The organism is Segetibacter sp. 3557_3 (genome assembly GCF_004354985.1).
GTDB lineage: Bacteria > Bacteroidota > Bacteroidia > Chitinophagales > Chitinophagaceae > Segetibacter.
Window position 1 is genome coordinate 1 of the sequence record NZ_SMSK01000017.1, and the last position, 25388, is coordinate 25388.

Below are 25388 nucleotides of genomic sequence, written 5' to 3' on the forward strand. Positions count from 1 at the left end.
TAACTTGTGTCATAGGGTCTCTGTTTTTAAAGTGATTGATTATTCCTTAACTCAATTTACACTTTTACAGGACCCTTTTTTATTTACAAGTCTCCCGCATCTCATACATGAGACCTTGTACTACAATTACAATACGCAGCTTTGATGCAGTGCAAAGGCTTAACTAAACAACATTGTTGGGAATTGGGAATTCAGGAATGAGGTATTAAGTATTTGGTTTTCTGTTTCGTTTTTGGGAAGTGAGGCTTCCCGAACGATTTAAAAATTAGCAACCAGTAAATGATATGCGCTCACTTTTCTCACGAATTACAAACACATACCCTTGCAGAGCGGGTGCCCTCTACACCCGGACAGAATCGTTGTTATTCTAGTTATGTAAACCCGCAAATTTCACAAGCCCTCATTTCACTATTTTCGTGCGAAATAACATTGCATGAAACACGCCTATCTTTTTCCCGGCCAGGGTAGTCAGTTCCCAGGTATGGGAAAGGCCCTGTATGAAAACCATGAAGTATCCAGGGAGCTTCTTGACCAGGCTGATGAAATCCTTGGCTTTCGTATTTCTGAAGTAATGTTTAGCGGCAGCGATGAGGACCTCAAGCAAACCGACGTTACCCAGCCTGCAGTATTCCTTCATTCCATCATGGCTTATCGTACAATTGAAAATCCAAGCCCGGATATGGTTGCCGGGCACTCACTTGGCGAGTTTTCGGCACTTGTTGCTAACGGCACCATTTGCTTCGAAGATGGGCTGAAGCTCGTAAGCATTAGGGCAAAAGCAATGCAACGTGCATGCGAGATGGTTCCTTCAACAATGGCCGCGGTTTTGGCGCTAAGTGATGAGCTGGTGGAAAAGATAGCTTTTGAAGTGCGTGAGGAAACGGGGGAAGTAGTAGTAGCAGCTAATTACAACTGCCCGGGGCAGCTGGTGATCAGTGGATCAATTAAGGGTGTAGAGGTAGCTTGCGCAAGGATGAAAGAGGCCGGGGCAAAACGGGCACTCGTATTACCCGTGGGGGGAGCTTTCCATAGCCCTCTGATGTCCCCGGCAAAAGATGAACTCGAACGCGCGATAAAAAACACTGTTTTTAATCCCCCGGCCTGTGCAGTTTACCAGAACGTAGTCGCAACCGCTGTTACTGATCCTGACGCGATAAAAAATAACCTCATTGAGCAACTTACCGGACCAGTCAGGTGGACCCAAACCATATTGGCTATGGTAAATGATAGTGCCGGCCGATTTACCGAAGTGGGGCCGGGCAAAGTACTGCAAGGGTTAGCCAGCAAAATCTATAAAGATGCCGTTGTAGCCGGAATTAGCTGATACCTGAATATATATTAAGAAAGCTGCCCTTTACCGGGCAGCTTTTCTGTTTTGTAGAAGATTTTGAAAGAATAATTAAAAATTTTCTACCGAAAGGGATGTTAATAGTTTGCTAAAGCATTAAATTGGCAGGGAATTTTTTCGGAATCAACCAGCACAGCTCAAGTTGAACGATCGGAGCTTTGACGGGCTTTGTGTATATGGAATAGGTTGGTAGTAATCACATTAACTGTGCAAGGCAACTATTTTCAAGAACGTTTAGGCTATTGCATACGTGTTGACCGACGAAGCTTTATAGAGAAGAAGAATTTTAGGCATTTGTAACATGAACCGCGGGTGCCTTAAATGCGTACCTCAATGATGTTGAGGACGGGTGTTGTTAAAAAGGTTTCAAAGCATTTTCGATCCAGGGAGGAGAAAATCTTTACCAGTAAAGATGAATGCTCTGTTCTGACATCGCTTAACTCAGGACTGAGTTAAAAGAACAATATCCGGGCTGTATGGTTATTATCCAGGGATGCAACTGAATTGGGTGTTGTCGTCATCATAGAAAAGCGATTGTAGGTAGGGTGCGGCCTTGATCCGGGTTGCCCGAAATGACCACAAGACGTCGGGTGCCACCATCGATAAAGCTGCTGATCTGAAATGAATATTATTTGATACGATACTAGCGCAGGTTTATAATGCACACGAGAAGCGCACAGTAGAAGCCGGCTGAAAAGCCGGTTTTTTTTATACCGCCAACAACTATTAGTTCAATGGGTGATGACCATCCAGGTGTTCAGCATCCGAATAGGCAGCAGAGCCGACATTCACGCTACAATTGATCCACTCACCATCGAAAGCAGCTGAAAGTTTTTTATAAAAATTTATTGCCGGTTCATTCCATTCCAACACCTGCCATGAAATACCACCCAAACCTTTGGCGGAAGCTTCAGCAAACAATTGGTCAAATAGTCTTTTTCCCAATCCTTTGCCGCGCATCTTTTCTGTTACAACCAGATCCTCGAGGTACATGCGCTGTCCTTTCCACGTGCTGAACCGAATGTAGTAGAGGGCAAACCCCTCTACCGTTCCATTAACTTCAGCAACAAATGCCCACCATACCGGCTTATTGCCAAAGCCGCTCTCTTCAAAATGTTCGGGAGTAATGGTGACTTCGTCGGGCGCCCGTTCGTAATGGGCAAGTTCCCTGACAAGTTCAAGTAAACGGCTGCAGTCCCGTTTTTCTGCCCTCCTGATTACCACGTTATCCATTGTGAGAAGTTTAAGTCGTGCTCAAAGCCTGGTCAAGATCGTTTAAAATATCCGGCAGGTTTTCAATACCTACACTCATCCGGATAAGACCGTCGGTGATCCCGTATTTTTCGCGGTGTTCTTTTGCTACCCCATAGTGAGTCATCGAAGCGGGATGGGAGATAAGGGTGTCTACAGTTCCCAGAGACACTGCGCGTACGCACATCTTCAACTTATCAATGAAATTCTTTCCGGACTCTATACCGCCTTTAAGCTCGAAACTAAGCATAGCACCAGGATGATTCATTTGCTTTTGCGCAGTTTTAAAATCAGGATGGGAGGACAAGCCGGTATAATTGACTTTTTCTACATGAGGGTGTTTTTCGAGAAAGGCGGCAGTCTCAACCGCATTGCTGCAGTGTCGATCCATGCGAATCTCCAGCGTTTTCATGCCCTGGAGCAGCAGGAACGCATCGAAGGGATTGCTATTTCCTCCCAGGAGGCGGTGCCACTTGGTGGCGCGTGTATTCATGAACTCGATATCTCTCCCCAGCAGCACACCGCCGATTGCGGTGCCATGACCATTCAAAAATTTCGTAGTCGAATGAAAAACAAAGTCAACACCATATTTAAAGGGCTGTTGCAGGTACGGGGTAGCAAAAGTATTGTCTACTGTTACCAGGGTGCCATAGCGCTTTGCAATCCTGGTGACCTCCTCAATATCTACACACTGGATGGTGGGATTCGCAGGGGTTTCAATGTGTACGATCCGGATGCCCGGGTTTTCTTTCAGCGTTCTTTCGGTGAGTTCGAGGTCGCGCAGGTCGACGATAATGGTTTCGACACCTGTTTGGTTCAGCACCTTTAGCATCAACTCCTGTGTGCCACCGTACAGCGAATAATGGCTTAGGATTTTATCGCCCGGTTTCAGGTTCGCCATAAACATGGTTGTCATGGCTGCCTGTCCGCTTGCATGCAGAATGGCTTTAACCTGGAGGGGGGCTCCATTACTATCCTTAAGATTGAAGCACTCGAGCGCCTCAATTACTTTTTCAGCATCTGTAAATGTGGGATTGCCCCAACGGCTGTAAATGTATCCCTCTTGTTGCCCGTCGAAGCGCTCCATACCTTGTTGTGCAGTATCAAAGGTGAAGGTTGACGTAGCGTATATTGGTGTAATGTGTGCAGAATTCGGATGTTTATTCTGATTGCCGTGAATGGACACGGAACTGAAACCTGTGAAGGGAAGCTTTTCTTCTGACATACTCTTGATTGTTGACTTTAATGTTAGTGCCGGGAAATTGGTTTGAACCTGCGGGAAAAGAACATATTTGATTTTACTCCGGCAGGGTAGAACGAGCAGTGCAAAACCCATTCCCTTATGGTTTGCAAGTACGACCAGGGGTTATACAACGTAGTTTTGCTGGCGAGCAGCTTACCCTTATTTAAAGGTATTCCGGTCCGTCAATATGTAAACAACCTGTGACTGCGGGAAAGAAATGGTTACTTCGCGACACGTATTGGTTTTGAGTATTTGAATTATCGGGCATGTGCTATCTCGTGCCTGACTGGCCAGGGCTATCCCACGAGGGCTTTTTACATAAGTGTACCCTGGTAGTTTGTTGCGAGGTTTGCACGCGAGAATTTACTACTTGCTTACAAAAATTTGCAGCACGGAAAATAACCGGTAACATCCTCAATTATTTCGGATCATATGCCCACTTTACCAGTGTTGAGCCCCAGGTAAAGCCTCCGCCAAATGCCGCGAAAACAAGGTTGTCGCCTTTCTTTAATTTGTTCTCCCATTCCCACAAGCACAAAGGAATAGTTGCGGACGTGGTATTGCCAAACTTTTGAATATTGAGCATCACCTTTTGAGAGGGAATGCCTATCCTGTTTGCTGTAGCATCGATGATACGTTTATTGGCCTGGTGCGGAACCAACCAGGAAATGTCCTCACCGGTAAGGTTATTTCGTTGCAACAGTTCGTAAGCAACGTCTGCCATTCCTACTACGGCAAACTTGAATACAGCCTGGCCCTCCTGGTAGATATAATGTTCCTTTGCAGCAACGGTTTCCATACTGGACGGTTTTAGTGAGCCTCCGGCTTTCTGATGCAGGAATTTGCCCCCGCTACCATCGCTTTTTAAAATGCTATCCATTACCCCAAATCCCGGTTCACCGGGCTCCAGCAGAACTGCACCGGCACCATCGCCAAATAAGATACAGGTTGTGCGATCGCTGTAGTCTACGATAGCACTCATTTTATCGGCGCCAACCACAACAACTTTTTTGTACCGGCCACTTTCAATAAAGGCTGTACCGGTTGTAACGCCAAAAAGAAATCCCGAGCAGGCAGCACCCAGGTCGAAGCCAAAACAGTTTACTGCGCCAACCTTATGCGCAATAAGATTCGCCGTTGCCGGAAACAACATGTCGGCGGTGACGGTGCAGCAGATAATGCAATCAATTTCGGCAGGATCGATACCTCTTTTTTTGCACAGATCAAGTACAGCAGGTGCTCCCATATCGGAGGTAGCTTTACCCTCACCTTTTAATATTCTTCTTTCCTCAACCCCTGTTCGTGTTTTAATCCATTCGTCGTTGGTATCTACCATCGTTTCGAGGATTTTGTTTGTTAACCTGTATTCCGGAACATAACCTCCTACCGCGGTAATCGCTGCCTGAATTTTTTCTTGCATCTTTTGATTCTGTTTTTTCGTGAATAAAAGTAGTTGATAAAGTTGAAATCGGTGAACGCCATACCTTACCAGAATTGTGTAATAGCACAGCAGGAGTTTTCGGGCTGGATGTAAGCGAGAAGATTTCATGTTCGATAGCCTTGCTGGTTCAAGGCGTATTGGGGTAGCAGGATGCGGATTCCAGATCTGACATAAAAAGACCCCATGAAAAGCCAATTGTTGAACTGAGCGTAGCAACGATGATCACCATGAAATACAAATGCCGGTCACCAAAAAAACGTGGTTATAGCGCAAAAAAACGCCATTGATGGCCGGCCATTATCATTTACCTGTACTGCTTTGATTCCGGAAAATATTATTTGTACTTCCCCAAGCCTTCCCTTATTTTTGAAGGCTGCTAAACCCAATATTTTGATTTCATTTCTCAGAGGTAATTTTCTCGTAAGAAACCCTGCGCAGGTTGTTGTGGACGTAAATGGTGTAGGGTATGAGTGCCAGATCAGCTTAAACACCTACTCTGCGATAAACGGCAAAACGACGGGTTTACTGTTCACCTATTTGCAGATTACTGAAAATGCGCAAACGCTCTATGGCTTTGCCGAGCAGGCTGAAAAAGATTTGTTTATTCATTTAATAAGTGTTTCGGGAGTTGGTGCAGCAACGGCCAGAATGATGTTGTCTGGAATGAAGCCCGATGAGACCGTACGGGCAATTGTGCAGGGCAACGCCCGCCAACTGGAAAGCATCAAGGGGATAGGTAGAAAAACTGCGGAACGACTGGTACTGGAGCTAAGGGATAAATTGGGAAAAATTTCACTGGAATCAACAGTTTTACCATCAGCAAGTAATAAAATGGAAACAGATGCGTTAAATGCATTGGTTTCTTTAGGTATTGTGCGACCACAGGCAGAACAGGCCATTAAAAAAGCCCTACTTGCCAACCCGGATACCACAATCCTGGAAGACCTGATAAAACAGGCATTAAAAAACGTTTAGCCTATCGTTAGATCTGTACCTAACCCAGTGAACACAAGTGATCACAATCCAAAATTCGGTCCGCTTTCCTATATTATTTGCAGTAACCTTTTTGGTTAGCTGTAATTTTCTATTCGCTCAAGCCCCAACTCCCTCACCTGCTACCGACACGGTTCGTTACCCTTTAAAGGACCGTTTGGGCGACCCTTTTACTTATTCAAACCCAAACCCTTTTAATCTTGCAGACACAGGTTTCATTAAACGCGATATTCAATACGATCCTAAAACGCGCCGATATTATATTAATGAGAAAATAGGGAACAGCAACTATCGTTCGCCTACCTATCTTACCTACGACGAAATGATGCGCTTACAGGGAAGGCAGGCAGAAATAGACTACTTTAAGAAAAGAGCGAATACATTAAGCAGCCTGAACAGAAAGGTGGTAAGGCCTAAGATGAAGATGTATGACAAACTTTTCGACCGGATTTTTGGCGTAGGCCCCGGCGGTTTAAAAGTGGATATTCGTCCGCAGGGAAATGTGGACATCATGGCGGGCTACCAGGGACAGAATATTAAGAACCCAACCCTGCCGGAAAGGGCGCGTCGCAATGGCGGTTTCGATTTCGACATGAATGCCAATGTAAACGTGATTGCCAACATCGGCGACAAACTGAAGCTGCCGATTAACTACAATACCCTTGCAAACTTCGATTTTGAAAACCAGTTGAAGCTTGACTACAAGGGAATGGATGATGAGATCATCAAATCGATTGAAGCCGGTAATGTTTCGTTTACTTCTAAAGGTACCCTGATACCCAGCGCACAGAGTTTATTTGGTATCAAGACTCAACTGCAGTTTGGCAAAATGTTTTTCACGGGTGTATTTGCCAACCAGAAATCGCAAAGACAATCGCTTGCGCTACAAGGCGGTGCTACCACGCAACGATTTGAAAAACGCCTGGATGATTACGAAGAAAACAGGCACTTTTACCTCGGTCAGTATTTCTACGATAACTATAATAAAGCCATGCAAAATCTGCCGGTTGTTAATAGCCAGGTTCAGATATTGCGCATGGAGGTTTGGGTAACCAACCGGACCGGAGCCACTACCGAAACACGTGATGTTGTGGGACTGATGGACCTTGGGGAACCAGCTCCTTTTAACCCGGTTAACCAGCCAACCGGTGTTGTACCAGGAGGTTTGCCGGCAAATGGTGCCAATAACCTCTATACTTTTCTGGCCGGCAACGCGGCCACAAACCGCAACCCGACAGCCATCAACAGCATCCTGTTATCAAGAGGGTTAAGGCCTGTTGAGGACTTTGAGAAGACTTTCGCCCGCAAACTTTCACCAAATGAATTCGTGTATAACCCGCAGGTGGGTTTTGTTACGTTAAACCAACAACTGCAACCCGATGAAGTGTTGGGTGTAGCTTTTCAATATAGTTACAATGGCAGGGTTTTCCAGGTGGGTGAATTTTCGCAGGATGTTACCCTTGACTCTTCGCGCCAGGGCGTACAAAAAGTTTTGTTCCTAAAGTTATTGAAGGCTACGTCGCAGCGCCCGGGTCTACCCATTTGGGACTGGATGATGAAAAACGTTTATTCGCTTGACCTTCCGGGTATTCAGCGGCAGGATTTCAAACTCAATGTACTATACGAGGAACCAAGCGGAGGTCTCAAGCGTTTTTTACCGGAAAGTGCGCCTTCAGTAGAAGGGCGTTCGCTTCTGCGGATATTAAACCTCGACCGGCTGAACAACCAAAATGACCCTTTGCCGGATGGGGTATTCGACTATGTAGATGGCTTTACCGTATTGCCGCAATTGGGTAAGGTGATTTTCCCGGTCAGGGAACCTTTTGGACGTGACCTGGACGCACTTGCTTTCCCGGGTATGCCGCAGAACATCAAAAGCAAATACGTTTATTACCAGCTTTACGATTCGATTAAAGCCATAGCCCAAACTTTCGCCAACCTGAACCGGTACGTAATGCAGGGGTCTGGCAAGGGGAGTTCTTCTTCTGAAATATACCTGGGTGCATTCAATGTTCCACAAGGTTCGGTGACGGTATCAGCCGGTGGCCAGATTTTGCGGGAAGGTTTTGATTACTCTATCGACTATAACCTCGGTACGGTTAAAATTCTAAACCAGGCCATCTTAAATACCGGCTTACCGGTGAATGTTTCTTTTGAAAACAATGCAGGTTTTGGTATTCAACAAAGGAACTTCATGGGAATGCGGCTCGACTATCTTGCCAGCAAAAAACTTTCGCTTGGCGCATCTATGGCGCGTTTGGGTGAGCGCCCGTTTTTCACCAAGACCAACTACGGCGAGGACCCGATCCGTAACACGATGTATGGACTCGACTTCAATTATCGATCTGATTTTCCCAAGCTGACGCGTTTACTGGATAAGCTGCCTTTTTACAATACCAATACTATGAGTACCATCAATGCCTATGGTGAAGCTGCGGTGTTGAAGCCGGGCCACCCAAGGCAGATTGGTAAGGGCAATGAAGGTTTGAGCTATGTTGACGATTTTGAAGGAACGCGGAACAGCATTGACCTGCGTTTCCCATTCATATCATGGGCACTTGCTTCCACGCCGCAGGGGAATGGCTTGTTTCCGGAAGCAAGCTTGAACGACTCCGTTGCATACAACCGGAACAGGGCAAAACTTGCCTGGTATAATATAGAACCGATATTACAGGATAAGGGTAGCATCAATAACCCATTGCGTAGAGACGTTAGTCAACTGAGCGATCCACGTGTACGCACGGTATACTCGCAGGAACTGTTTCCCCAACGGAGCCTTAACCTGGGAAGTAACCAGCAGCCAACATTCGACCTGGCGTATTATCCCACAGAAATGGGTCCCTACAATTTTGAGTCGAGGGCTACCGAACTCGATGCAGCAGGTAGATTCAGGAGGCCAAAGGAACGCTGGGGTGGACTGATGCGCAGCATTGAACAAACCGATTTTGAAACCAGCAATGTTGAGTTTATTGAATTCTGGATACAAGATCCTTTTATAAAGAAGCAAAATAGTTCAGGTGGTAAGCTGTACCTAAACCTGGGTACGTTAAGCGAAGACATCTTAAAAGACGGCCATCGTTTTTACGAAAATGGTCTGCCAACTCCAAACCAGCCGACAGCTACTGAGGAAACGACATGGGGCAGAACACCCATTAACCCGATCCAGATCACCCAGGCGTTTAGCAATGATCCAAACGACAGGGCTTTCCAGGATCTTGGTTTTGATGGTTTGTCGGATTCGGCAGAAGCAAGAAAAAGAAGCAGCTACCTGCAAAGCATATCAAGCACTTTCGGTGCAACCTCTCCTTTATACCAGCAAAGACTAACCGACCCATCTAACGATAACTACCGCTGGTACCGCGATCCGTCATTCGATGCAACGAACACCGGCATACTTGGACGCTACAAAAATTTTAATAACTCACAAGGCAATTCACCAATCGCGACAGGTACAAGTGAGTTTAGTCCGGCAGCTACCCTTTACCCCGATAACGAAGATTTAAACCGCGACAATACGCTTAACGAATCTGAGGAGTACTACCAATATGAAGTTGACCTGAAGCCGGGGATGGATGTGGGCAACAGCAAATACATTACAGACAAACGTGTGGTTACCGTACGTTATCCTAACGACTCTACAGGCCAGGAAAACTGGTACCTGTTCAGGGTTCCGATACGCGACTACCAAAGTAAGATCGGAAACATACCAGATTTTAAGTCCATTCGCTTTATGCGGATGTTCCTGACCGACTTTGAGGACTCTGTGGTGTTGCGTTTTGCACGGCTTGACCTGGTACGTAATCAATGGAGAACATTCCAGTTTGAATTGGATACTACCGGAGCTTACCGGCCGATCACCCAAAGCTCTGCTACGCGCTTCAATGTGCTTGCGGTGAACCTGGAGGAAAACAGCAGCAGGTTCCCGGTAAACTACCTGATACCACCAGGCATCGAGCGGGTACAGCAGCTGAGCAACAATAACATTAATATCCTGCAGAATGAGCAGGCGATGAGTTTCCAGATCAGGAACCTGGGGAAAAAGGAAGCGAGGGGGGTATTTAAAACGATGAACCTGGATATGCGCCAATTTGGTCGTTTAAACATGTTTGTACACGCTGAAAGTGTGCCAAATGCAACCCGCGTTTACAATGGTCAATTGTCAGCAGTTGTCCGCATCGGGCAGGATTTCCTGAATAACTACTATGAAATTAAAATCCCGCTGGCCGTGACGCCGGAGGGCCGGTATGTTAACGATGAAGCCGGCCAAAAAAGGGTTTGGCCAGACTCTAATACGCTTGACTTTGACATCCAGGAACTTGTTCAGCTGAAACTTCGTAGAAATGCAAGCCGGAGCAATGCTTTGGATACGATATACCGCGAGATCATTGGTACAAAGACCTTCTCTGTAAAAGGGAATCCCAACCTCGGGGAAGTACGGGCATTTTTTATCGGGGTAGAAAATAATGACAGGGACGTAACGGTAGACGCCGAAGTTTGGGTAAATGAATTGCGCTTTTCACGGCTTGACGAAAGCGGTGGATATGCGGCATTGGGACGGGTCGACATCAACATGGCCGATCTTGGTAACCTGTCGGTTTCTGCAAATACGTACACCAAAGGTTTTGGTACGCTTGAGCAAAGGGTTAACGAGCGTGCGCGTGAAAACTTTTCTCAATTTGACGCCGCAACCAACCTTGAACTTGGTAAGCTGTTGCCGAAACAATTCGGACTTTCCGTACCCCTGTACGCAAGCATCAGCCAAACCGTTCGTACGCCTGAGTACGACCCCTACGACCAGGATCTGCTGTTAAAGACAAAGCTGAATAACAGCTCGGGTAAGCAAAGGGATTCTATAAGAAGGGATGCCATTGATAAGACAACGATCAAGACGCTCAATTTTACCAACGTAAGGCTACAACCTACGGGCAGGATGCGTATCTGGAGCCCAAGCAATATCGACGTCAGTTACTCCTATATCAAGTTTGAGCAAACCAATCCACTCATTCTCAAAAACGACCTGATCAAACATCGTGGCGGGATTGGTTATACCTATAATGCCCAACCTAAATATATAGAGCCCTTTAAACGTTTTATCAGGTCGCGTTCTCCATGGTACTCGTTGGTAAGGGACCTGAATTTCAACCTGAACCCAAGCCTGCTACAGGTACGTGCCGACATTAACCGGCAGTACGGTGAATATGTACCACGCATTGTAAACAACTTCGATCAGAAGGTAGACAGGGTAGACACTACCTACGACAAGTATTTTACGTTTGATCGCTACTATAATTTCCGCTGGGATCTTACCCGTTCGCTGAACCTGGATTTCTCTGCCGTAAACAACGCCCGTATCGACGAGCCGGAAGGGCGCCTAGACACCAAATTCAAACGAGACACCGTTAAAGAGAACTTCTTTAAAGGTGGCCGGAATACCTTGTATCAGCAAAAAGCCATTGCGAGTTATACCCTTCCTTTTTCAAAGGTGCCTATACTTGAATGGGTAACTGCACGGTATAGCTACTCGACGAATTACAGTTGGATTGGTGCGAGCAGGCTTGCCCGAAACATTGGTATTGACATCGGTAATACGATAGAAAATGGCCTTCAGCATAGCCTGAATGGTGAGTTTGATTTCACCAGGCTTTATAGTAAATCAAGGTGGTTAAGGGCTTTGGAAACCGTTCCGCCTCCGCCGGCACCAGGCGCTTCGGACGAAAAGAAAAATGGCAGGGATGCCAAAAACAGGAATGCTGCGAACCCGGGTGCGCCTCCCGATGCCGTTACTTCTACCTCGACACTGCCATCCAAAGCAGAAGCGTTAAAAGGACTCACCGGAAAAGCACGGACAGCCGCGCTCAAAAAATGGCGCGCTCAGCGGAGAGACGAACGCAAGGCAAGAAGATTGCTCAGGGCGGCACAACCTGTGGAAATGGGTGGCTTCGCAAGGGCAGGAGGCAAAATTTTAACTATGGTACGTCGTGCTTCGGTAAACTACAGCGAAAATTACCAGAGCAGGCTTCCGGGTTATACCGACAGCACCAGGGTACTGGGCCAAAACTGGAGCAGTATGGCGCCGGGTCTTGATTATGTTTTTGGCAGGCAGCCTGATACAAACTGGCTAAACGCCAAAGCTGCAAAAGGCCTGATTACCCGCGACACGACCTTCAACTTTATGTTCCGGCAAAACCTCGATCAAAAATTGAGCATTACCGCACAGCTTGAGCCTTTACGGGAGTTTACCATTGACCTGAACATCGACAAAACGTTTACCAAAGACTACACCGAGCTGTTTAAGAATATACCGGACAGTGGCGGCTTCAAACACCTGAGTCCGCTGGCAAGTGGTGGTTTTAATGTTTCGTACATCGCGTTCCAAACGCTGTTTACGAAAACAGATCCGAACCGGCTGTCCAACACGTTTGTTACGTTTGAAAACTACCGGCAAATTCTTTCGGAAAGACTGGCAAACAATAACCCTTATCAGAAGCAGTTGCCGAACCGCCTGACCAACGACCAGTACTATACCGGGTACGGCAGGTATTCGCAAGACGTACTAATTCCTGCATTCATTGCAGCATATACGGGCAAAGATCCATTGACCGTTGGATTCATTGACCAGTCGAATCCGAACATCAAGTCGAACCCTTTCAGAAGCATTAAGCCAAAACCGAACTGGCGGGCTACTTATACCGGCCTTACCCGTGTACCATCAATCGCAAGAACATTCAGCGCGATAAGCTTTACGCATGGCTACACGGCGAATTTGGGAATGAACAGCTTTACAAGTGCGCTTCTATACTCCGATCCGTTCCGATATGGTGCACCTGGCTTTATCGATACCGTATCAGGCAACTTCATTCCTTACTTCCTGGTTCCGAATATTACCATCCAGGAGCAGTTTAGTCCTTTGCTTGGTATCGACATCACCACGGTTGGACAGCTTAATGCAAAGTTTGAGTACAAGAAGAGCCGGCAGCTAAGCCTGAGCCTAATCGACTTTCAATTAAGCGAGGTAAACAGTACGGAGTGGACGATTGGTGGCAGCTGGCGTAAACGGGGCTTTACCCTGCCATTCAGGTTGCCGGGCATGAAAAACAAGAAGCTGGAGAATGATGTTAGCTTCCGGCTGGACCTTGGCATGCGCGATGATGCAACCAGCAACAGCAGGCTTGACCAGCGCAATTCCTTTAGTACCGGGGGGCAGAAGGTTTATACCATTCAGCCATCCATTGATTATGTACTTAACAATAGGATCAATTTGAAATTGTTCTTTGATCAGCGCCGGGTTGTGCCTTACATCTCTACGTCTGCTCCGGTTACTAACACCCGGGCAGGATTGCAGGTCCGGATATCACTTGCGCAATAAGCATATAACCACCAACTGGAAGCAGGATGCACAGGGAGCTGTACATTTTGCTCCCAGTGTTATTATAGAACCGGATTGTCACCCATAGCCCCTGCAGGTGTTGTCACCAACTCGCCCATGCAGGTCTTGTCACCTGCTTGCCTACTTGCACATGCAGGTGTTGTCACCAACTCGCCGATACAGGTGTTGTCACCTGCTTGCCTACTTGCCCGTATGATGTGAGCACACCCGAGGGGCACGACCAAACCATTTCGCTCATCTTACTCGCAGGTGACAACACCTGCGTGCGTATTAGCATCTGCGAGGGGACAACCACACCCCATTTCGCTTATCTTATCGCAGGTGACAACACCTGCGATGGCAACAATTTTGGGGGCACAACCAAAGCATTTTGCTCATCTTAACCGCAGGTGACAACACCTGCGGGGCGGCAACACCTGCGGGGGCGACAACCACACCCCATCACGCTTAGGCTAATCGCAGGTGACAACACCTGCGAGGGTGGCAACTCCTGCGGGGACACCAGGGGTGAGCATTACGAGCTTACGCTCACCGAAACATACCTGTACCCGGAATTTTGAAGCAATGTGGAAACTATTTGTATGGCCTTTGTATTTGCCCGCTGAAGGATCTGGCGCTGAATCGCCCGTTCGTGTAACCTCTTCCGTGCCTTCAATTTAACCTGTACAACCGCGTCGGGCGTCCAGCTTCCCGTTTCCTCGAAGGTTTCGAAGTCGGAGGGATTGGTGATCAGGTCAAGTATTTTTGCCGGGGGTATCTGCACAAATATGGAGTCGTTTTTTATGCTGACATGGCGCCTGTTCACGAGGTTTAATTCCGTTCCCGCGAGCACCTTGCCTTTGCAGATCAACACAAGTCGACGGGATGTAATGGGTAACATGGGTACAGCGGTAACCCTGTTGAATACGTTAGCAAAGGCAGACGATTTGTTGACCACCACAGAGTCAACCACCACCTCGTCGAGGACCGTAACCGTTACCAACTGCGCTATTGATCGAACCTGTTTAATCACAATGGGTGTTTGGTCGATCACGACAGGCTGCTCTGCAAAAGGGTTCCGTAAAGAGGGCAGCTTAAATCCCCGTTTAATAATCCATACGCCAATGAATATGGCAAGTATGATGTAAATAAATCTCCTTACGCGTAGTCTCTTCATGGTGCAACGGTTTTACCGGGGGTATCGGACCAGGAGATGGTGATGTTTTGAAAGCCTGCCTGCCGGAGAAAGTTGCTCACGAAAAGTGCGGTATTTGCTTTTGCCTGCGGAAGAATACCTATAGCATTTACGCTATTCCTGATCTCAGCCTCTGCCTGGGCGGCAAGCCCATCGCGTTCCTGGCTGTTAAATGGATCCCTGAATGCACCAACCTGCTGATATTCTACCCTGATTTTATCCGGTGGTATATTCAGGCTAATCAATTCCGGAGAGGGGAGGCGAATATGGATGTTTTTGCCATCAACACTATAGCTGCTTTCGGTTAAAGAAGCCAGGTCAACACCTGCCTTCAGGTAAGCTTCGCAGCTCATGAGGATTTTGCGGTCTCCAAGCTTATACCAGGTTTTGTCGTCACTGGCTTTTATAATTTTTGTTATGGTATACTCAACCGTAGCGAGTTCGCCCATTTCACGTAGTGCCAGTACCGATGGTTTTTCCTCCGGCGGAATTTTCCTGGTACAGCTTGAAAAGAACATTAAACAGGCAATCAGAACAAGCTTCATAAGCGAACGGCAAAAATTATTGTGCCTGCAAGTTAGCCTGCTTTTCACCACAAAGGTTTACGGATCAACTGGGCGCCCCTGTATGCTTCAGCTTGTAGAACCCAGGCGGGAGGCTTGATCTGCACAATTGGGGCCTTCAAAATCAAAAGTCCCGCCTTTGCTGGGCGGGACCGGTATGATATTGTCGCGAATGTTGTTTGTGTGCTGTTTATGGGTGCTGTTTTATTGTAGAAAGCTTAACACCAGCGTGATCTTTTTCACAATGTAGCATTTTGGAATCTCGTAAGCAGTTGATTAACAGCTTCATTTGATGTGATTACCAAAACCAAGCCATATTATAATCCAGAAGACGCACCCTTAGCAAGCAGTAATGCACCACAAAAGTTTAAGCTGAAGCTCGTAACATCGGGCGCAATGGGCACTATTGTTTGAAGAAGTAAATCCCGTCTGCCTGGGCCGTACAGGTTACCACCAGGTCATTGATACAGATATGTGCCGGAAGTGACGCGGTATAGTAGATTATGCCTGCAACGTCTTCCGCCGACAGCGGTTCGAAGCCCTTATAAGTTTGGGCGGCCTTGTCCTCATCACCTTTAAAACGCACTGAAGCAAATTCGGTTTTTGCAGCTCCGGGATGTATTGCGCTTACTTTAATGCTGTGTTGAAGAAGATCAATCCGCATGGCATGACTAAGGGTATCCACCGCAGCCTTACTGGCGCAATAAACGTTGCCGTTTTCATATACATCTTTGCCTGCAACGGATCCAAGGTTGATGATGTGCCCCTGGCGGCGAGCCGTCAGGTAGGGTAGCACAGCCCGGGTTACATACAGCAAACCCTTCACATTAGTGTCAATCATGGTATCCCAATCGTCCGGATCACCCTGATCAATATGCTCACGACCAAGTGCCAGGCCGGCATTATTCAGCAAAACATCAACCTGCCGCCATTCTTCCGGTAAGTTACCAAGGTGGGCGAAAACCTGGTCCCTTTGCTGTACATCAAACACAAGGCTTAAAACCCTCACGTGGTACTTTGTCCTGAGTTCATCAGCAAAAGCATGCAGTTGTTCTTCGCGGCGGCCTGTAATGATGCAGTTCCATTTCTCAGCTGCAAACTTTTCCGCAGCAGCTTTTCCAAAGCCCGAGGTGGCGCCCGTTATGATGATAATTTTGTTCATGGTGTTTTTTTTAGCAAATCCCGCTGCTTACAACCGTTGCCGGACCAAGTTATTGAATCATTACTGCGATTTGTTTACGCATTAACGGATTAAAACCGTTGTCCCTTTTCGTACGATCTTATTACCAAGAAAGTCTACTCCTTCTGCCATAAAAACAAAAGTTCCACTACCCTGGTCGGCTCCACTAATCTTGCCGTCCCATCCTCTGCCCGGCTCGGATGTATTGTAAACGAGCTGACCCCAACGGTTATAAATCCTGAAGAAGCTTAGTGATCGCATGCCCACGAGTATGGGCTTTAATCCATCGTTTTTACCATCCTGGTTTGGGGTAAAAGCAGTAGGTACAAAAATGTCGGGTCCGGTTTTGAACACCCGCACTTTAATATCGTCTTCTGCTGCACAACCAATTGGTATACTTACCCGCACCCGATAGGTAATGGAGTCAATCCCGGGAGTAAGGTTAACCAGGGGATTTGGTATGTTGGTATTATTCATTCCTACACCCGGCGACCAGGCATAGATGGTGCCACCGGTAGCATTTAGTTGGAGTGGTTGATTGAGCACAATCGAGGTGTCGTTTCCGGCGAAGGCCCTTATGCGTGGATTTACATTTACCAGAACAGTATCCCGCCCGGGTTTAGGACAACCAATTGTGTCAAAGGCACTTAACACATATGCCGTGGTAGTTACTGGATTTGCAACGGGTGTTAAGGTATTGGCTCCGGCGAGCGAACCTGCCGGGCTCCAGGTATATGAGGACCCAACCGTTGAGCCAATCAGTTGCGCAGCTTCACCAAAACAGATGGATGTATCTCGGCCGGCATTTGCAAAAGGATATGGCGCCACCCTGATGTTGATGGAGTCCCTGTCCTGGCATTTGCCAACATTACCAGTTACATAATAGGTTGTATTGGCAACTGGCGAAACTATCGGCCGTTTTGCTGCTGCGTTATTTATCCCGATACCTGGCGACCAAACGTATTGCAGGGCATCGCTGACTGTTCGGATTACCATGCTGTCTCCCCGGCAGATGGAGGTGTCTCGTCCTGCGTCAACCCTGATAAAATCAACCACATTTACCTTTAGAGAGTCGCGCTTGATACAACCATTCTCATTTAATGTAACCACATAAGTAATGGTGTCTTTTGGAAAAACGAGTGGGCTCGAGGTGTTGGGGTTAAGGATGTTGATATTAGGTGTCCATGTAAACACCCCATTTCCCTGGGTGACGATCTGCAGGGTGTCAATACTGCAAATCAAGGTGTCCTTGAAGGGCATACTTAATGCCGGCACATCCTGGACCGCCACCGGGCGGGTGATGGTATCGCTGCAACCTTTGGTGTTTGTAACAATCAGGGTTGATGTTCGGGGGCCGGGTGAAGGGTATTGGTAGCTGGGATTTCTTGTGCGAGAGGTATCGTCGGTTTTGGTCAGTTCGCCAAAGTCCCAACGCCAGCTGTTAATGGTGCCATAGGCAGTTGTGGTACGATCGGTAAATTGAAACGGGGTTTGGAAACAACTTCCGGCTATCGTAAAATCTGCATTAAACCCGGGAAAAACATTGATCACTGCTGAGTCGGTTGCTGTACACCCGGTGTTGTTTGAAACGGTGAGCTTAAGCTTGAAAACTCCGGTATCGGAATAGGTGTGTGAAGGAGTGGGAAGAGTAGAGGTATTGCTTGCCCCTGAGGCAGGATCCCCAAACTCCCATGCATATGAATTAATGTTGGGCGAGGTTGAACCATTTACAAAACTCCGGGTCAGGCTGTCGCACAGGAAGAATACATTCGGGTTAAGGTTTGCCGAGGTGGTACTACAGTCGCCAATTTTGAGCGTAAAATCTTTGCGGTGAATGGTCAGCAAACTGCCATTCCTGAACTCAGATACGCAAACATTTACCACATACGATCCGGCACCGGGAGCAATCCCTGTTATCATCCCGGTCCTGGGATTTATTGTTACTGCATTTCCCAGCGGCTGGCTACCCGTAAAGGGCGATACATAGTTAATTACGCCATACGGTGGCAATGATGGTTGTACGGGGGTTGAGCTGGTGGTATTACCTCCGTTATAGGCCGGGCAAAAAGAGTAAGACAAGGAGTCGCCATCGGGGTCGGTTGCGCTAAAATCAAGGTTCATGTTTACGCTTTTACACACCAGCGTAGTATCCTTGAGTACAAATACCGCACTTGAATTTTTGCCTGTTGCCAGCGTGGTTGTTCCTGGTATATCGGCAACATAGGTTGCACCCTGGGCCCCACCAAGCGGGAGATTGGTGATGTTGTTCGTTCTGCAACAGGTTTGGTACGAGATCACGTAACCGGCTGTAGAAACGGGAAGATCAGTTGTAACGGTGTATGTGCCAACCTGGTAGCAAACAACCGGGGCGTTGGTAATGCATGGACCAGGAGTAGTGAGGCTTATTGGTACAAGACTGGCGCGGGGCACAGCTTTAAACTCAATTTGAAGCTGTGCAGGTTGTGCGTTTCTAAATATGCCAAGCCAAACATCCGGGGGCATCTCCGCAATGGGCTGCCCGCCCACGGGAGGATTACACTCGCGGAACAAACGAAGTGTTATTTCGTACTTATCGGTATTTGCCAACCCGCCAGGGCCAAGATATTTATAGAAAACCTCTCCACCGGCAATGTGACCTGCATAAGAGAAAAAGGACGCACAAAAGAAAAGGAGCAAAAAGATAATTCGCTTCATGTTAGCTATTCGGGTTCACAAGCTCGGATAAAATCCAGCAAATGGTTGTTTAATGGTTCAGTAGCCTCGAGCATACTCATATGCCCTACATCTTGTAATATGTGAATATACGATACACGAGGGAGATGCACCTGCTGCAAAACGTCGTTTAAGGGTGCCGCAACATCATCTGTTCCTAAGATGAATAAAACCGGTACTTCGCTGCTTCTCAATACTTCTGTTCGCTCCGGCCGGTTCATCATTGCTGTTGTATATTGTACCAGTGCATCTCCGCTAAAGGTTTTTCCCGACTCAACTAGTCCATTTACAACATCAGGGTGGCGTCTCTGGAAAGTATCGCCAAACAGGGTGGGTATACTGGTTTTTAGAAATGCCTGCGGACCATATTGCTTTATCGAGTCGATACTCTTTTGCCTGGTGGCTTTTTTGTCTTCCGTATCGGCAAACGCCGTTGAATGTACAACCCCAAATCCTTTCAATAGGCCCGCATGTGCCATTGCCAGCGCATAGGTAATGTAACCGCCCATGGAGTGCCCGATCATAATACAGGAGCTTACCTGCTCGTGCTGCAACAGGGCAACAACACAGTCAGCATAATCCGTAATGTTAACCTGATCGTCCTGCTTTAACAATCCCGACTTACCGGTTCCGGGCAGATCGGGCACAATAACCATATTTTTATCTGCCAGGAAGTTTAATTGTGCGTCCCAGATGTTTCCGCTTTCTGCAAAGCCGTGTAACAGTACAACAGCCGTTCCTTCACCGGAAATTTTATAGTAAACCCGGGTATTCCTGAATGTAAAATTTTTAATCATAGCACTTGAAAAAGTAAACAATTGAACGGGTGGGTTATGCTTTTTCCTGGTAAGCTTTCTCGTTCCTGCAAATATCTGTTCACAATCGGCACGATCGGTAGAAGAGGATAAGTTTCTCCTAAAATCAACATCCCTTTCCGAAAACTAAATGCAAAATGTTGCACTTGCAACCTGTTGTAACATCTTCAGCTATATCGTTCAGCAAAAATGCTCCCGACACATTAGAAAAAAGGCAGCTTAACCAAGTTGGTTGTTAACAACGCATTACGTAAACTTGCTATCCGTAGGTAAGAAAATTACACACATCATACACCTCACCGCAAAACGTTAACCATGTCAACCGATCGGGATCACGAAAAGTACCTCGCTGCAAAGGAAGCAGTTAAATATGTTTCCAATAACCAGGTTGTGGGCCTGGGAACAGGTTCAACTGCATTTTTTGCAATACAGGAAATTGGCAGGTTGGTAAGCGAAGGGCTGAGCGTTCGTTGTGTCCCCACTTCTAACAGAACAAAAGAACTTGCAGAATCGTTGCATATTCCCCTCGTTGATATCAATGAAGTGGAGTCAATTGACGTAACCATCGACGGGGCCGACGAATTTACCACCCAACTGAGGCTGATAAAGGGTGGTGGTGGAGCCTTGTTGCGGGAGAAAATTGTGGCCTCCTTAACCCGTCGCCAGATTATAATTGTTGACTCGACAAAAAAGGTGGACGTGCTGGGCAGGTTTCCGTTGCCGGTGGAGGTGGTACCTTTCGCCAGCCAATATGTGCTCAGGCAACTCAAACAAAAAAATGGGGTCGGGAAGATCAGGATGGCAGATACTCAACCCTATCTGACCGACCAGGGCAACCAGATAATAGATACCGACTTCGGACAGATTGCTGATCCTGTAAAACTATCAATTGCGCTCAAAAGTATAGAAGGGGTAGTCGGGCACGGACTCTTTATCAACCTGGCCCATAAGGTAATCATGGGTGTTGCCGCGTCGGGGTCAACCATTACTTACGAATAAATCCGTTACCGTCCTGCTCAGAAGGGGTAACGGATTTATGCCTAAAATCAGATTAGTAAAACGACGGTGGGGGGTTCAGTTTCAGGTTTTGGCGCTGGTGCCAGTACGGGTATATGGGCGGCAGCTCACTAACACCATCCAGTCGCTTCACCTGCTCAGCAGTTAAATTCCAGCCAACAGCGTCGAGGTTTTGCCTTAACTGCTCTTCGTTTCTGGCACCGATTACAATTGTTGACACGGTAGGACGTTGAAGCAGCCAATTCAGTGAAACCTGTGCAACGGTTTTGCCGGTTTCAGCTGCCACCTCATCCAAAACGTCGATGATATTGTAGAACGTTTCTCTTTCAATCACGGCATCCGGTACCGGGCTGCCTCCCTGGGCAACCCTGCTATCTTCCGGCAGGGGTTTATCGCGGCGATATTTGCCGCCAAGCCTTCCCGCCGCAAGCGGCGACCATATGATCCCGCCCACACCCTGGTCAATTCCCAATGGCATAAGCTCCCATTCATATTCCCGGTTCAATAACGAATAGTACACCTGGTGACCCACATAGCGGTTCCAGCCATACTTTTCTGACCTTGCCAGCGACTTCATCAGGTGCCAACCAGAAAAATTTGAAGCGGCGATATACCTTATTTTTCCGCTGCTCACCAGGTCATCAAGGGTGCGTAAGGTTTCCTCCACGGGTGTATTGCCGTCGAAACCATGCATATGATAGATGTCGATATAATCGGTATTCAAACGCTTCAAACTTCCCTCTACCTGTTTCAATAAGTGAAAGCGCGACGAACCCTGGTTGTTTGGGGGTTTGCCAAACGTAAAAGTCCCCTTGGTCGACAGGATCACCTGGTCCCTTTTACCGGCTATGGCTTTGCCGAGTATCTCTTCTGAAAGTCCCTGCGAATAGGTATTTGCCGTATCAAAAAGGTTCACCCCTGCTTCCAGGCATAAATCAATCAGGCGGGTTGCTTCCTCCACCTGGGTACTGCCCCACGCCTTAAAAAATGTTCCTTCACCCCCAAAGGTTGCGGTGCCAAAGCTGAGAACCGGTACTTCAAGTCCCGATGCACCGAGTTGCCTGTATTCCATAATTTGTTTGTTTATATTAGTTGTTCACGTGCTCCTCTTGGTCGTAAATGGGGCAACGCTCCGGCAGTAGCATAAAAGAGCATACCAACGGGGCGACAGGCGAACTAAGCGAATTGCTTTTAGATTATGGCGTGTCACTGTGGCCTTATCGTTCTATCGTTTACAAAGCTTGCTGGCCACAGTGCCGGGCTATCCGCAGTACGCCGCCGCGCCCAAAGTTCCCGGTTATAAAATGCTTTGTAAGGCGCGTCGGGGTACTTGCTTCTATCCCTCACGCGTTGTTCACGATTTATGAAAATGGATACGAAACAATATGCGCTACCCCGGCTTTATAACTGGGGTCATTATAGACCTTTACTACGCCCTCAACAGCCGTGGAGCCCGCACGAACAGCTACCCTTAAGGTGTCGATTGGAGCACCACACTCTTGGCCAAAGGTTGTTTCCGGTAACCCAGGTATGCAACCAGCAGCGCCAGTAAGCTCCAGGTCAGCAGTTGCCAGGTAACCAGTGGCCAGCCACCAAGTTTCCAGCACTGCACCCCCGCGAAAGTGCCAATGGAACCACCAAGAAAGTACGAGGTCATGTACACCGTATTGATACGGCTATGCGCAGTGTCGTCAAGGGTGTAGATGGTGGCTACATTCGTTACCTGGGTAGCCTGTACCCCTATATCGAGCAACAATACCGCAACAACAAATGATACGATATTGTAGGGGAACAACTTAATTAAAATCACTCCTGCGATTAACAAGGATATTGCAAACAATTGCGAACGCCCCGGGTTTCCTTTGTCGGCAAGTTTACCAAAAACAGGAGCAAGTAAAGCCCCGCCAATTGCAAGAATACCAAACAGGCCGATTACATCGCTCCGGTAATAAAACGGGGAACCACTTAAATGAAACGTAAGGGTGGTCCAAAATGAACAAAATGCCCCAAATACCAGTGCCCCGAGCAGCGCGGTGCGCCTTAGCAATACAAATCGCCGCACCTGCGACAGGGTGGATTGCAAAAGGGCCTTGTAGTTACCGGTAAATTGTGGAGGTAAATCCGGCAGGGTAAGGTGACACAGCAAAGCGGTAATTAAAACCATTCCTGCGGAGATGCCATATACGAACCGCCATCCAAACCATTCCGTAATAAAGCCGCTGATTACCCGGGCAGCCAATATGCCTACAAGTACCCCCGTTATAATGATTCCAACCGTTCTTCCCCGGTTCACTTTGTCGAGGCTGGCAGCCATCGGCAATATAACCTGGGCTGCAACGGCAAGCATCCCAATCACAAGGCTCAAAGCAAAAAGACCGGTCAGGTTGGTAATCAATGCCATGCCCAATAGTGCCACTACCAGGATGCTTTGCAGGATCAGGATCAGCTTTTTGCGGTTGGTCTTATCGCCAAGCGGGGTAAGAAAAAACAAGCCAAGTCCATATCCAGCCTGTGCTAATACGGATATGTTCCCGGCTTCACCTTCGCCCGTTGCAAAGCTGGCGGCAATCTCTTTTAAAATTGGCTGATTGTAATAGATATTGGCAACACATACACCTGCAGTTACCGCCATTACAATAATCTGGAGTTTGCTTAGTCCATCGGTTTTCATTTGGCAAAGGTGGGAAAAACAGGTACCCGGCTGTATTCAATTTTTGCGACATTGTACGATCGTCAAAAGTGCCGATTACTGACTTTTGATTCAATACCGTTTAGTTACTCCCGCTGCTGGCTTAATTTGCCGGGTGATGGTATGCAGTACAAGTCCCAGTCCGAATGTAGTTCATACGGGCGGCGACCCGGCTGACCCGTTCGGACGGGAGTGCGACCTGCCAGTGAGCTGGGCCAACAAGTTGGGCACGGCGAAAACGATTTACAATTAAAAAAGTGCGGCTTGGTGCAATAAAGATGGTTTAACTAACCGGCGCAGTTTCGATGTGCGACGATCAAAAGCTTTTTTCAATCGCTGTGATTGATATGCCCAGCCATTTAACGGCAATTGCATCCAGCTCGTTTTTATTACCTGTAAAATGAAAAACGTTGTGCTCGTGGGTTAAGCTTTCGTGAGGGTTTAACAAAGCAGCCGGAGATACACTCTCCAGTTCATAGAATGGTCCCATCTGGCTCCCGTCTTGCAGCGGGCCATCGTTGTAAGCATTTACTACATCGCCTTTGAAAGGTGGTGCGCTCGTGTTCCATTCCTGGTTCAGGTACCTGCCATTTGGATCAACGTCGAAGGTAGTAATCGTAAGTATGCCATGCTGAGCGTCGTAACTGCCGGCAACAGGTCTGGCCCGCAATGGGTCAAGACCAAGTTTGCCGCGGTGTTTACCATCCGCCTTAAACAATAGTACGTTGCCATGGTACCTGATCCGGTCTCCGGGGATCTCGCCAAAGTAGTTCGTGGTTGCTATTTTGGCGCTGGTATCAGTTACATCGGTACGGTAGGGGATCACAATGGTTGTTCCAGCAGAGGGATTAAACATATCGAGTATCCAAATACAAGGCATGCCTGTTTGTTCGTTCCAGGGTGTTGTACCCGTATTGGTGATGCTGTTTATCGTTGCATATCCAACAGCCTTCACCCCTTCGGTTATGGATACTCCTGCAAGTGCGGCAATCTCGTTCATGGTTAGTATGCGAATGGTTCTTTTTGCCTGCAGCGATAATCTGGTGCCGGTATAATTTACCAGGTTCATGTCCTTTTCAAGCTGTACCGACTGTTCGTTCTTTGCTGCAATCTTCCAGGCTTCCGTATCGATTGGCGCCGGGGTTTTCCAATTGTCGAATACCATTTTTTTTACCCTTGCCAAAATAGAGTGAATACCTGCCGCCTTCCGGCCCAAGCCAAAACCGGTTTTCACCGCCATAGGCGTTCATGTGGCTGTCTTCCGCGCCAGAAAAAGCTTTGTAGTTTATCCAGCCAAAGCTCTTGCCCCCAGGGCCGTCGGCGGTTGATGTGAAAACCTTTCCCTGGTACCGTGCAGATACAATCACCTGGGCCGGTTCTCCCGGAGCACCCAACACGATTACCTGGTCGTGGCTATTAAGGAAATCGAGATCATACTGAAAGCTGCCCTGCTCAGCGGTTTTCATCAATTGTTTTGCAGCCACAGGTTTTGGCTGGTTGTTACATGCTGCACTCATGATGCAAAGAAATGCAAAAGGGAAGAAGGGGTTTGACATGGCAATACATTTTCAGTTG

16 protein-coding genes are annotated in these 25388 nt (G+C 47.5%); 4 read left to right on the plus strand and 12 right to left on the minus strand.

Going from position 1 to position 25388, the window contains the following annotated elements:
* Positions 1-433 precede the first annotated feature (433 nt).
* Complete coding sequence (fabD, locus tag EXU57_RS20035) at positions 434-1324, plus strand: ACP S-malonyltransferase (protein WP_133270039.1); 891 nt, start codon at positions 434-436, stop codon at positions 1322-1324.
* A gap of 750 nt (positions 1325-2074) precedes the next feature.
* Here fabD and EXU57_RS20040 read toward each other — a convergent pair.
* The 3 genes from EXU57_RS20040 to EXU57_RS20050 form a co-directional block, all read right to left on the minus strand.
* Positions 2075-2581, minus strand: a complete 507-nt coding sequence (locus EXU57_RS20040; protein WP_133270040.1) for a GNAT family N-acetyltransferase — start codon at positions 2579-2581, stop codon at positions 2075-2077.
* 10 nt (positions 2582-2591) lie between these two features.
* On the minus strand, positions 2592-3935 hold the full coding sequence (locus tag EXU57_RS20045) for a trans-sulfuration enzyme family protein (protein ID WP_243745670.1): 1344 nt from the start codon (positions 3933-3935) through the stop codon (positions 2592-2594).
* A 325-nt stretch (positions 3936-4260) separates the two neighbouring features.
* Positions 4261-5262, minus strand: coding sequence for a beta-ketoacyl-ACP synthase III (locus EXU57_RS20050; protein ID WP_133270041.1), 1002 nt, complete (start codon positions 5260-5262; stop codon positions 4261-4263).
* A gap of 411 nt (positions 5263-5673) precedes the next feature.
* Between EXU57_RS20050 and ruvA the strand changes: the two genes are divergently transcribed.
* On the plus strand, positions 5674-6258 hold the full coding sequence (ruvA, locus tag EXU57_RS20055; RefSeq protein WP_133270042.1) for a Holliday junction branch migration protein RuvA: 585 nt from the start codon (positions 5674-5676) through the stop codon (positions 6256-6258).
* Between the two features lie 175 nt (positions 6259-6433).
* On the plus strand, positions 6434-13642 hold the full coding sequence (gene sprA / locus EXU57_RS20060) for a cell surface protein SprA (protein ID WP_243745671.1): 7209 nt from the start codon (positions 6434-6436) through the stop codon (positions 13640-13642).
* 535 nt (positions 13643-14177) lie between these two features.
* On the opposite strand, the gene EXU57_RS20065 is transcribed toward sprA, so the two are convergent.
* The 5 genes from EXU57_RS20065 to EXU57_RS20085 form a co-directional block, all read right to left on the minus strand.
* Positions 14178-14819 carry a DUF4230 domain-containing protein gene (locus EXU57_RS20065; protein WP_133270044.1) on the minus strand — a complete coding sequence of 214 codons (642 nt, stop codon included), beginning with the start codon at positions 14817-14819 and terminating at the stop codon, positions 14178-14180.
* Positions 14816-15382 carry a DUF4230 domain-containing protein gene (locus EXU57_RS20070; RefSeq protein WP_133270045.1) on the minus strand — a complete coding sequence of 189 codons (567 nt, stop codon included), beginning with the start codon at positions 15380-15382 and terminating at the stop codon, positions 14816-14818. The genes EXU57_RS20065 and EXU57_RS20070 overlap by 4 nt, the downstream gene beginning before the upstream one ends.
* A 421-nt stretch (positions 15383-15803) precedes the next feature.
* Positions 15804-16562, minus strand: a complete 759-nt coding sequence (locus tag EXU57_RS20075; RefSeq protein ID WP_133270046.1) for an SDR family NAD(P)-dependent oxidoreductase — start codon at positions 16560-16562, stop codon at positions 15804-15806.
* Positions 16563-16643: 81 nt separating this feature from the next.
* Complete coding sequence (locus EXU57_RS20080) at positions 16644-19274, minus strand: PKD domain-containing protein (RefSeq protein ID WP_133270047.1); 2631 nt, start codon at positions 19272-19274, stop codon at positions 16644-16646.
* 5 nt (positions 19275-19279) lie between these two features.
* Positions 19280-20089 (minus strand): alpha/beta fold hydrolase, encoded by an 810-nt coding sequence (locus EXU57_RS20085; RefSeq protein WP_133270048.1) that lies wholly within the window; start codon positions 20087-20089, stop codon positions 19280-19282.
* A gap of 333 nt (positions 20090-20422) precedes the next feature.
* Here EXU57_RS20085 and rpiA point away from each other — a divergent pair, with 333 nt between their 5' ends.
* A complete protein-coding gene (gene rpiA, locus EXU57_RS20090) occupies positions 20423-21106 on the plus strand; it encodes a ribose-5-phosphate isomerase RpiA (protein ID WP_133270049.1) in 684 nt (227 codons plus the stop codon).
* 52 nt (positions 21107-21158) lie between these two features.
* Here rpiA and EXU57_RS20095 read toward each other — a convergent pair whose 3' ends face one another.
* From EXU57_RS20095 to EXU57_RS25690, 4 genes are all read right to left on the minus strand, one after another.
* Positions 21159-22196 carry an aldo/keto reductase gene (locus EXU57_RS20095; RefSeq protein ID WP_133270050.1) on the minus strand — a complete coding sequence of 346 codons (1038 nt, stop codon included), beginning with the start codon at positions 22194-22196 and terminating at the stop codon, positions 21159-21161.
* 399 nt (positions 22197-22595) lie between these two features.
* Entirely contained in the window at positions 22596-23795 is a 1200-nt protein-coding gene (locus EXU57_RS20100) for an MFS transporter (RefSeq protein ID WP_133270051.1), read from the minus strand.
* 334 nt (positions 23796-24129) lie between these two features.
* A complete protein-coding gene (locus EXU57_RS20105; protein WP_243745672.1) occupies positions 24130-24978 on the minus strand; it encodes a DUF6786 family protein in 849 nt (282 codons plus the stop codon).
* Positions 24890-25369, minus strand: a complete 480-nt coding sequence (locus EXU57_RS25690; protein ID WP_243745673.1) for a DUF6786 family protein — start codon at positions 25367-25369, stop codon at positions 24890-24892. Before EXU57_RS25690 ends, EXU57_RS20105 begins: the two co-directional genes overlap by 89 nt.
* Positions 25370-25388: the final 19 nt, after the last annotated feature.